This window comes from Francisella sp. SYW-9 (assembly GCF_008711465.1).
GTDB lineage: Bacteria > Pseudomonadota > Gammaproteobacteria > Francisellales > Francisellaceae > Francisella.
This window is the reverse complement of record NZ_VXKQ01000026.1, coordinates 50,458-61,170: the sequence shown is the minus strand read 5'-3', so window position 1 is coordinate 61,170 and position 10,713 is coordinate 50,458. Positions and strand designations below refer to the sequence as shown.

Sequence of the window (10,713 nt, the reverse complement as noted above, 5' to 3'; positions counted from 1 at the left end):
AACTCTATTAATTTGTCTTGCTTGTATGAACTTAATCTACTTTTTCTCATCAAAACCATCCTAACATAACTTAGTTATCTAGGACAGCCCCAAATAAAAAGTGAGAGCATAAGACTATATCAAAAGATTTATCTGCAAAAGAAGATAAATCTGGTAGAGTATTATATATGTATCTGCTTTCAGACTTGCCACGGTCATAATCGCTAAGAAAATTATCCATAGACTTTGTGCGAATATTATATAGAGCATCTATAGATGCTATGCTTTTCCATACATATTTATCTTTATTTATACTAAGCTGTTTTATTACTTCTTTTGAAGTTTCAATAATTCTTTGTTTTATATCTTTCTTGGAGAACTGGTAGATTGGGTCTATAGAAGTAACATCTCCACCTATGTTAGTAACTTCATAATTAAAGCTCGAAGGCCCATCACCACAACCTAAAATTTTTGACTTTAAGTCATTTTGTGAGAGCAAAAACATTTGTCTGTATTCTTCAAGACTTCGTCCCCATGGTATAATATTGTTCAATTTCATCTAAAAATACCTTATAAATTAACTTTATAATTTAGTTTTATCTCATCACCAGTGACTCCTCTAAATCCCCAATTAGAGGGTTCACTTTCTATAATACAAATTTCAATGTCATTAAGAGCAATCTTTAATTCTTTACTTATATTGTGAAATAGAGACTTTATTAGCTTTTTCTTAGTACTAGTTTCTCTTCCTTTCATCATTATGATTTCAATAATTATATATTGAGGACTTTTATCATTAGGGAATATCATATTATCCTGATCAAAAGAAATAAAACGGTGAAATTTCTTATCTTTAGGAAAAGATAGTACATCAATTATTGTTGTATGAATTATTTCAGATAATTGTTCTCTAATTTCTTTTAAGTTATTTTCTAAACCAAATATTTTTATTTGTGACATTTTAATGATTTTGTATTAGTTGTTTTAGATATGATAGTTATTTTTCTAAATATTTAGAATATTCTTATATATTTATTTTTCATTACATATAATAAAATTATTATTTCTTTTTTTATAAGAGTATAGTTATGAGTTCAGTTTCTACGGAAAATAAGGTTTTAGGCCTAAAAGATGTAACAATAATGGCAGTTACCGCTAACTTTGGTATTCGCTGGATACCTGTTGCTGCTTGTTTAGGAGCTTCTGCGATATTCTTCTGGATACTTGGTGCAGTAATGTTTTTTTTGCCACTTGTTGTAATTGCGGTTGAACTCTCTAAAAAGCATCCTGATGAGGGTGGTATATACTCATGGACTGTTAGAGCTTTGGGTGAAAAAGCGGGTTTTATGGTAGCTTGGCTATATTGGGTTAATACCGTGTTTTATTATCCCGCAGTGCTTATTTTCTTAGCAACAAATTTTGCATACTTTATTGGTAGACCTGATTTGGTTAGTAATCACTATTATATTACGATTGTAGTTTTAACAGCTTTTTGGCTAGTGACAATTGTTAGTTTTTATGGATTAAAGGCAAATAAATATTTAGTTGATGTTGGAGGTGTTTTAGGTTCATTTTTACCTGCGATTGCAATTATTGTTTTAGGTTTTATTGCATATCTAATGGTAGGGCAAAGTGCGACAGATTTTTCTCTAGAAAATGTTATACCTCATGATAATGTTTGGCATAACCTCTCAACTTTGACAATTATTATGTTCGCGATGGCAGGTATCGAGATTATTCCAACCTTTGCAAACTCAGTAAAAGATGCTAAACGTAATTTATACTATGGTTTGATGATTTCAGCTTTTATTTTATTGGGATTATACATTCTAGGAACAGTTGCTTTAAATCTAGTTGCTTCACCAAATACTATAAATAGTGCTTCTGGACTTATGCAAGCTTTTGAAGTAATTGGTCAAAGGTTTGGCTGGGACTGGTTTCCAAGGTTGATGGCATTCTTGCTTACATTTGCTGAGCTTGCTGCGGTAAGTATTTGGCTTTTAGCTCCCGTAGTTATGTTTTTTAAATGTACACCTAAAGGAATACTTCCTGAGTGGTTACACAAAACTAATAAGCATGATTCTCCTAGGAATGCTTTAATATTTATGGGAATACTTGTGACATTGATAGTATTGCTTACTAATTTCTTACCATCAGTAAATGTGATGTATCAAGCCCTGATACTTATGGCAACAGTACTTTATTTTATACCATATCTATATTTGGTCGTTGCTTACATAAAGCTTATGGATAACAGTTATAAATATATACTAGGTACTTTGGTTTTCATATCAACTTCATTGGGCATTATATTCAGTTTTCAGCCACCTGGAGATCTAAAAGGGTTTTATGATATTGCGATATATGAATTTGAACTGATTTTAGGGCCAATTATATTTATAGCTATAGGCTGGGCTCTTTATAAATTTAGAAGATAATATTTATAAACTACGTAGTGTCTTATCTAACAAGCTAGTAGGTAAAATTCTTTTTAGAATAACAAAAATCCAAGTAGCTTTTGTAATATGGTAGCGGGCTTTGGGTTGTTTTGAATTGATTATCTTTTCTACAACCTTTGCTACTGATATTGCAGGTTCATTAAAAGGAATCTTTTTGTGTTGCCATTTAAGTATTTTTTTATATTCTTCCTTGTGATACGAATTTTCAATATCTATATTTTTTGTTGTCTTGATCATATTTTCTCTAAACTTACTTGTAATTGGTCCAGTATTAAGAGTGCTAATATGAATGTTGGAATCATGTAGTTCAAGTCGTAAAGTATCTGTTAGTCCTTCGACTGCATATTTACTAGCTATATATGGTCCACGATACTTTGAATATACTAGTCCAAATACAGAACTATGTTGAATTATTTTTCCATAGCCTTGCTTACGCATTATTTTGATGGCTTGGCGAGTTATGTTATGAAGTGCAAAAAAGTTAGTCTCGAATTCTTCCCTAAGATATTCTGTTTTGATATCTTCAATAGCTCCTGCTTGACCAAATGCTGCGTTATTAAATATTACATCAAGTGTCCCATTGGTTTTTTTGAGAATATCATTAAGAGCGTCATCAACTTGGGTATAGTTATTAACATCGATGAGATAAGTCTCAAAGCCTTCTGATATAAGTTTATTAACATCTTGTTGTTTTCGAGCTGATGCAAAAACTCGATGGCCAAGCTCTTTAAGATGAACTGCTGTAGCATATCCTATGCCTCCGTGAGAGCAACCTGTTATTAATATTGATTGTTTTTTCATATTTAAGTTATTTATTTTATAACTACTTGTTAGTTTAGTTTAGAATAATAATTATGTAAAACTTACTGTTAGTATTAAATAGTTTTATTATGAACTATTCCAGGGCGCGTAAGCTTGTTAAATTGAAAAAATCTCTTGGTCAAACTAAGGGTCTTAGGTTTGTAGAAGAGAAATTACTTAAAAAGTCTTTATGGCGCTTAAGTTATGGTTCTGTTGCTAGAGCTTTAATGATAGGTTTATTTTGGATGATGATTCCTATGCCTTTTCAGATGGTTCCAACAGTTATTATGTGTGTTTATCTCAGTGCAAACATACCTATAGCTATAGCTTGTGTATGGATTAGTAATCCCATTACATGGTTACCAATATATTTTACTAATTATATTTTTGGTAGTTTTTTGCTTGGGTTGAATATTAATGTGGTAGATTGGCGCGCTTATGCAAATTATGTAATGCAAAATATTGATCAGTTTTGGCGACCGTTATATTTAGGTAGCGTTATTGGGGGATTAATATTAGGAGTAGCAGCTTTTCTATTAGTTTATTTAATTAAGTTCTTGAGAAGAGGTTAGCCTTTTTTTTTTATAAACTTACCAAAAAGTCTTTGTAATAGACCTTTTTGCTTATCATTAGGTTCTTCAATAGAGGTGAAATTTTGTTTTTTCTTTAAAATCTTTACTTCTACTTCTTGTTCTTCTTCAGATTGAGCAGCATCGTCATTTAAATTTTGTACATGGTGATCCTTTATATGAACATATTCTTTATCTTTTATCTCTAGGTTTTCACTTTCATAAGATAGTTCAAGATCAGCTGTTTTAGGAACCTCTGATGATTTGGTTGAGAATTTATTTGGTTGGATTATATAAGCACCATTCTCATTTTTCTTGATAAATCCTTGTTCTGTCAATCCTCTACGATACTTGTAAATCGTACTTTTAGATACACCAAAACTATCTGCTAATTTAGCAGGACTTGTATTGTTTTCTATAGCTTTTAATATAGCTTTCTTAATATCTAGTTCTTTTGAAGCAGGGATTCTCATATTATGTAGCAACTCATCTGTATCTAAGGGGTTATTATAACGTAGCTTTTCATCTTATACAACTTGTCCAGCGGCCCAACCAGAAGCCCAAGCCCACTGAAAATTATAACCTCCAAGCCATCCTGTAACATCAACAACTTCACCAATAAAGTATAGGCCTTTAATCTTGTTGGATTCTAATGTTTTTGACGATAGTTCGTCACAGCTAATACCGCCTAGTGTTACCTCTGCAGTACGGTAGCCTTCCGTAGCCTGAGGATATATAGTCCACTCATGTAACTTTGCATGAAGAGTATTTATATCATTAAAAGATAAATCACAGGCTCTTTTATTTAGTATGCCATCATCAAAAAAAACAGCAACAAAGTTTTTAGGAAATAGTTCTGATAATATGTTTTTTATAATTGATTTTGATCCTTGTGCTTTTTTTTGACTCAAGAATTCATTGATATGTGTATTCGGTGATAGATCAATTTTGATAGGTTCTCCAGTATTCCAATATGATGATATCTGTAAGATAGCTGGTCCGCTTAATCCTTTATGTGTAAAAAGGATATTTTCATCAAAATGTGTTTTATCATTAGATACTCTGCAGAAAATAGAGATTCCTTTTAATTGAGTAAATTTCTTCTGATCTTTTTGATTGAAGATAAAAGGTACTAAACCAGCTCTTTGAGAGTTTACTTTTAGCCCAAATTGTTTTGCTATTTTATAGCCAAATCCTGTAGCTCCCATTGTGGGGATTGATAAGCCTCCAGTAGCAATAACAAATGATTGAGATGTATAGTTATTATCCTGTGTAGTAATATGAAATAGCTCATCTTGTTTCTTTATACTTGTTATTGAAGTATGTAGCTTTATCTGAGCATTATATTTTTTACATTCATCTAAGAGCATATTAACTATATCTTTGGCTTTATTATCACAAAAAAGCTGACCTAAAGTTTTCTCATGGTATGGTACATTATAATCACTTACTAAGGATATAAAGTCCCATTGAGTATAGCGAGATAGGGCCGATTTCATAAAATGTTGATTATCAGCTATATATCTATCAGAAGCGATATTGTAGTTAGTAAAGTTACAACGTCCGCCACCAGACATAAGTATCTTCTTACCAACTTTATTAGCGTGATCTAGTACAAGTACTAAACGGTTTCTTTTTGCAGCTTCAATAGCACACATAAGCCCAGCAGCACCTGCACCGACTACTATCACGTCGAATTTACTATTTGGTATAGTCATTATAGAAAAATATACTTTATTTATAGTTATATGAAATAAAGTATATCAGTTGTTTGAATTTTTTAGGAAAAAGAAATAAAAGAAAAGTATTAATATCTACCTTGTTGGATCATTGCTTCAGCAACTTTTTCAAAACCAGCTAAGTTAGCACCAGCAACTAAGTTGTAGCCAAGGTTATATTTGCTACTAGCAAACTTACAAGCATGGAAAATATTTGCCATGATTTGTTGTAGTTTAGCTTCAACTTCTTCAGCTGTCCAAGATAAACGTGCTGAGTTTTGTGACATTTCTAAACCAGAAACAGCAACACCACCTGCGTTAGCAGCTTTACCTGGAGCTAGGTTTATACCTTTTTTCATTAGGAATTCGATCGCTTCGTTAGTTGTAGGCATGTTAGAAGCTTCAACAACGTACTTAACGCCAGATTCAATAAGTTTTTTAGCTTCTTCAACATCTATTTCGTTTTGAGTTGCCGCAGGGATAGCAATATCAGCTTTTACACCCCAAGGCTTCTCACCTGGGTGCCAGCTAGCATTAAACTCTTTAGCATAGTCTTGCATAGTTTTCTCACCATTACGGATTTTTAGCAAGAACTCAATTTTTTCTTCAGATGTGATACCTTCAGGATCATGAACAAAACCTTTTGAACCAGAGATAGTAACAACTTTACCACCTAATTGAGCAACTTTCTTACATACACCCCAAGCAACGTTACCATAACCAGAAGTAACTACAGTTTTACCATCCATAGTTTCACCGTCATGCTTAAGCATTTCATCTAAGAAGAAAACAGCACCATAACCTGTAGCTTCTGGGCGAATTAAGCTTCCGCCAGATTCAAGAGATTTACCAGTTAATACGCCGTTTTCAAAAGAGTTTCTTACTCTTCTATACTGACCATACATATAGCCAATCTCTCTACCACCTACACCGATATCACCAGCAGGAACATCTCTATCTGGACCAATATGACGTTGAAGTTCCATCATGAAGCTTTGGCAGAAGTTCATGATTTCTTGGTCAGTTTTGCCTTTAGGGTCAAAGTCAGCACCACCTTTACCACCACCCATAGGAAGTGTAGTTAGGCTGTTTTTGAAAACTTGCTCAAAACCTAGGAATTTGATAATTCCAGAATATACGCTAGGGTGGAATCTAATACCACCTTTGAAAGGGCCAATAGCACCATTGAATTGGTATCTGAAACCTCTATTTACTTGAACATCACCATTTCTATCAGTCCATGGTACTCTAAAAGAGATGCCTCTTTCAGGTTCAACCATACGAGCTAAGATATTTTCTTCAATATACTTAGGGTTTTGTTCTAATGCTGGCTTAAGAGTAGAGAATACTTCTTTCACGGCTTGAATAAATTCTTTTTCGTGACCATCTCTTTTTTCTACTTCAGCAATTACGCTATCAATGTATTTTTGAGCATTCATTTATGCATCTCCTTTGTGATTTGAAGTTTATGAGAATACTTATAATATAAAAAATCTCTTTACATTAAGTAAAGAAACTTAATATATAAACATTCTATTTTGTATAGTGCAATTTCTAACTTAATTAGTTTATTAACTAACCAAGCCTTATTAGATAAGATTGTATAATATTTTCGAGGTAATAAAAATCAAATAATTAAATTTTAGGTGTAAAAAAATTGTAAATTATACATTATTATTTAGTCTTGATTATTTGATATGATTTTTGTTAGACAGGTAGCAAGTGAAAATATAAATACACTTTTAGCTCTTATCTACAGAATTATTGATTTTTATAAATATATTTTGACGTCTAAACCTTTTCTAATAGCGTTCCAAAATTATTTTAAATTTAGATATTAAAGAGGATTAGGGTGACATATCAAGAATCGCTTAAATTGATAGAAAAGGCTCAGCAACTTATAGTTGTAGTAACTGATGATTGGCAAAATACTCAAGCTAGGTTATGGTTCTTTAATAAAGATAATCAAAATTATTGGTTGCCGATTAAGTTAGCTATTCCAGCTGTGATTGGTAAAAAGGGTTTAGCATGGGCAGATAAGTCATTGCAAAAAATAGTAGATGCTCAGTTAAAGGTAGAGTCTGATAATAAGTCTCCAGCAGGGGTTATGAGAATTGGTAAATCTTTTGGTTTTGAAAATAAAGAGAACAATGATAAAAATTATATTCCCGTGAAAACAGGGATAGAGTGTATAGATGATAGTAATTCAAAATATTATAATCAGATTATTAACATTAATGAAGTAGAGAAAGACTGGCAATCATCTGAGAAAATGTCTGAGATAATTTTGTATAAATATGGTGTTGAGATCCAGTATAATAAAAATCCTACTAAGCCTAAGAAAGGGTCTTGTATTTTTATGCATGAGTGGAGATCTCAAAATATAGGTACAGAAGGATGCACTGCTGTGTCAGAGAAAGATATTAAAGGTATTGTACAATTATTAGATTATGGAAAATATCCAGTATTAGTCCAGTTACCTCAAAAGATTTATAATAAATTGCAAGAGTTATGGAACTTGCCGAATTTGCCTCAAGGAAATTAAAATGAAAGATTACCTTATTTTTGATAATAAAAAATTACTAGATTATATACAAAAGAACTGCCTAAAAACACCTTGCTATATCTATGATACCCAATTGTTAGAAGATACTTTTTATAGGGCAAAACAGGCATTAAATAGAAGCTTTAAAGATGCAGAGATTCACTATGCAATAAAAGCAAATCATAATCGTGAGATTATTAATTTTGTTAAAAAGCATGGTATGGGTATAGATTGTGTAAGTGGTGGTGAGATAAAAAGAGCTTTAGAGTGTGGAGTTGATCCTAGTCGTATAGTATTTGCTGGAGTGGGTAAAGCAGATTGGGAAATCAATTTAGCTATTGATTCGGATATCTTTATTTTTAATTGTGAGTCAATACAAGAAACAGAAGTTATAAATGAGATTGCTAGAAATAAATCAAAGCAAGTAAATATTTGTTTGAGAGTAAATCCAAATATAAGTGCTCAAACACATCATTATATTAGTACAGGAGAGTTTGATGATAAATTCGGTATTGCGTTTGTAGATGTTCTTAAATGGTTAGATGAGGATTTTGCAAATCTTAAGAACATTAACTTAGTTGGATTACATTATCATGTAGGCTCACAAATTTTAAATCATCAAGTTTTTCAATCTTTAGCTATTACAGCAAATAAACACGTTAAACAACTACGGCTAAAAGGAATTGATATCAAGCATATTAATTTTGGTGGTGGATTAGGAGTTGATTATGATAACCCTAAAGAGAATATTATTGCAGATTTTGAAAGTTTTTTTGAGAGCTTTGCTAATTTTTTTGAATATTGTGATGATGTGAAATTGCATTTTGAGCTAGGTAGGTCATTAGTAAGTCAGTCTGGAATACTTTTATCACAGGTGTTATTTAATAAAACAACCCAAGAAACGAACTTTCTTATAATTGATGCTGGAATGACTGAACTAATTAGACCTGCTCTTTATCAAGCTCAACATAAAATAGTAGGACTAGTAAATGATACACCTAATAAAGAGCGCTACCATGTTGTTGGGCCTATTTGTGAGTCAAGCGATGTTTTTGCTAAATACTATCCATTACCCAAATTAAAAAGAGGTGATCTAATAGCTATATATTCAGCAGGAGCTTATGGTAAAGTATTGGCCAGTGAGTATAATTTAAGACCAGAAGTTAAAGAATATTTTATATAAGGTTAATATTATTATGAGTTTATCTAATAAGAAAATTTCTATATTATCGTTAACGATGTTAAACATCTCAGCGATAATTAGTTTAAGTTCTATTGCATACATGGCAACGATTGGTCTACAAAGTATTTTCTTTTATCTAATTGCTGCAATTACATTTTTACTACCAACATCATTAATATGTGCAGAACTTAGTAGTATGATTACACAAAATAACGGTGGGGTGTTTAGCTGGGTTAAGGCTGGCTTGGGTGAAAAAGCTGGTGTGCTTGCGATGTGGTTAGAGTGGTTTAATAATGTAGTGTCATTTCCTAGCTCTGTAACGGCATTAGTTGCGACCTTTGCTTATATTGGTTTTCGAGGTTTTGCTGAAAATACTCATACGAGTTTTTCATTTTGGCTAGTAATGGTTGCGGTCTTTATCGCAATAAGTTTATTTAACTGCTTACCTTTAAGAAAGGTTGTGATACTTAATATCGTGGGTGCTGTATTTGGTATGATAATTCCAGGAATACTGTTGATATTGGGAGCTATCTACTTTGTTGTATCAGGACATAGTAATTTAGAGTATCATGGCGTGGGTGATATTCTACCAGCCTTTTCTCTAGGTACTTATGCTCTTTTAGTTAAGACTTTATCCTCATATTCAGGTATCCAGTCAGTAGCTTTCCATATGACAAATATTGAAAAGCCTGAGAAAAATATTCCTAAGTCAATATTGTTAGCGACAGTGATAATTGTTTCTTTAACTATTTTAGCAACTGTTGGGTTAGATATTATTATTCCTGTAAAAGATGTGAATGTTTTAAATGGTTTAATACAAGGCATTTCACAGGTTCTAAACATAATTGGGCTAGGTGATGTTAAACCTTTAATAGTGGTGATGATAAGTATAGGGATGTTGGCGGCTCTTAGTACATGGGTACTAGGTCCAGCTAGAGGTATGCAAACAGCAGCAGAACAGCAATTATTTCCAAAGATCATGGCAGGTAAAAATAGATTTAATATGCCAGTTAATATGCTTGGAATCCAAGTCTGTATAGTTATTGTGCTATCAACGGCATTTTTAATAATGCCATCAGTATATGCAGCTTTTGCCTTGCTAGTTGCTATTACGTCGCAATTTACAGTAGTTGCTTGGATTATGGTATTTGTCGCAGCTATTCGACTTAGATTTACTCAACCAGAGACACATAGAGTGTTTTATATTGGTAAAAGAGGTTCTAATTGGTTATTGGTAACTATATCCGTAGTAGCAATATTTATGTGTGCATTAGGCTTTATACTTGGGTTTTTCCCTCCAGGGTTTTCTCATGTCACAGATATCCTTCGTTATACTTCGATTTTAGTTGTTGTGGATATAATAATTATCGCAATTCCACTTGTATGGATTTGGTTGCATAGAAAAAGGATTGCGTAGAAATTTGTAGAATTATTTAGAGTGAGGGTATAAATATGGCTT

General features: G+C 32.2%; 11 protein-coding genes. 5 read left to right on the top strand and 6 right to left on the bottom strand.

Annotated features, from left to right (window positions below; all coding sequences use genetic code 11):
- Positions 1-70: 70 nt before the first annotated feature.
- Both F3D62_RS10225 and F3D62_RS10220 read right to left on the bottom strand, forming a co-directional pair.
- The gene (locus F3D62_RS10225) at positions 71-538 is read right to left on the bottom strand and encodes a hypothetical protein (protein ID WP_150468150.1); all 468 of its coding nucleotides are present in this window, start codon (positions 536-538) and stop codon (positions 71-73) included.
- Positions 539-549: 11 nt separating this feature from the next.
- Complete coding sequence (locus tag F3D62_RS10220; protein ID WP_150468149.1) at positions 550-939, bottom strand: tautomerase family protein; 390 nt, start codon at positions 937-939, stop codon at positions 550-552.
- 128 nt (positions 940-1,067) lie between these two features.
- Here F3D62_RS10220 and F3D62_RS10215 point away from each other — a divergent pair, with 128 nt between their 5' ends.
- Complete coding sequence (locus F3D62_RS10215) at positions 1,068-2,417, top strand: APC family permease (RefSeq protein ID WP_150468148.1); 1,350 nt, start codon at positions 1,068-1,070, stop codon at positions 2,415-2,417.
- Between the two features lie 3 nt (positions 2,418-2,420).
- Here F3D62_RS10215 and F3D62_RS10210 read toward each other — a convergent pair whose 3' ends face one another.
- Positions 2,421-3,239: an SDR family NAD(P)-dependent oxidoreductase gene (locus F3D62_RS10210; protein WP_150468147.1), complete on the bottom strand. Its 819-nt coding sequence runs from the start codon at positions 3,237-3,239 to the stop codon at positions 2,421-2,423.
- 89 nt (positions 3,240-3,328) lie between these two features.
- Between F3D62_RS10210 and F3D62_RS10205 the strand changes: the two genes are divergently transcribed.
- On the top strand, positions 3,329-3,811 hold the full coding sequence (locus F3D62_RS10205; RefSeq protein WP_150468146.1) for a DUF2062 domain-containing protein: 483 nt from the start codon (positions 3,329-3,331) through the stop codon (positions 3,809-3,811).
- On the opposite strand, the gene F3D62_RS10200 is transcribed toward F3D62_RS10205, so the two are convergent.
- From F3D62_RS10200 to gdhA, 3 genes are all read right to left on the bottom strand, one after another.
- Entirely contained in the window at positions 3,808-4,281 is a 474-nt protein-coding gene (locus F3D62_RS10200; protein WP_150468145.1) for a replication/maintenance protein RepL, read from the bottom strand. The two genes, F3D62_RS10205 and F3D62_RS10200, sit on opposite strands and share 4 nt — an antisense overlap.
- Before the next feature lie 54 nt (positions 4,282-4,335).
- The gene (locus tag F3D62_RS10195; protein ID WP_150468144.1) at positions 4,336-5,526 is read right to left on the bottom strand and encodes an NAD(P)/FAD-dependent oxidoreductase; all 1,191 of its coding nucleotides are present in this window, start codon (positions 5,524-5,526) and stop codon (positions 4,336-4,338) included.
- 89 nt (positions 5,527-5,615) lie between these two features.
- Positions 5,616-6,965 carry an NADP-specific glutamate dehydrogenase gene (gdhA, locus tag F3D62_RS10190; RefSeq protein WP_150468143.1) on the bottom strand — a complete coding sequence of 450 codons (1,350 nt, stop codon included), beginning with the start codon at positions 6,963-6,965 and terminating at the stop codon, positions 5,616-5,618.
- Between the two features lie 461 nt (positions 6,966-7,426).
- Between gdhA and F3D62_RS10185 the strand changes: the two genes are divergently transcribed.
- Genes F3D62_RS10185 through F3D62_RS10175 form a run of 3 tightly spaced genes read left to right on the top strand, consistent with a single transcriptional unit; the run spans position 7,427 to position 10,671 of the window.
- Positions 7,427-8,071 (top strand): L,D-transpeptidase, encoded by a 645-nt coding sequence (locus F3D62_RS10185; protein ID WP_224732679.1) that lies wholly within the window; start codon positions 7,427-7,429, stop codon positions 8,069-8,071.
- A 1-nt stretch (position 8,072) separates the two neighbouring features.
- A complete protein-coding gene (gene lysA, locus F3D62_RS10180) occupies positions 8,073-9,254 on the top strand; it encodes a diaminopimelate decarboxylase (protein ID WP_150468141.1) in 1,182 nt (393 codons plus the stop codon).
- A 13-nt stretch (positions 9,255-9,267) separates the two neighbouring features.
- Positions 9,268-10,671 (top strand): APC family permease, encoded by a 1,404-nt coding sequence (locus tag F3D62_RS10175; protein WP_150468140.1) that lies wholly within the window; start codon positions 9,268-9,270, stop codon positions 10,669-10,671.
- The last annotated feature ends 42 nt before the right edge of the window (positions 10,672-10,713 follow it).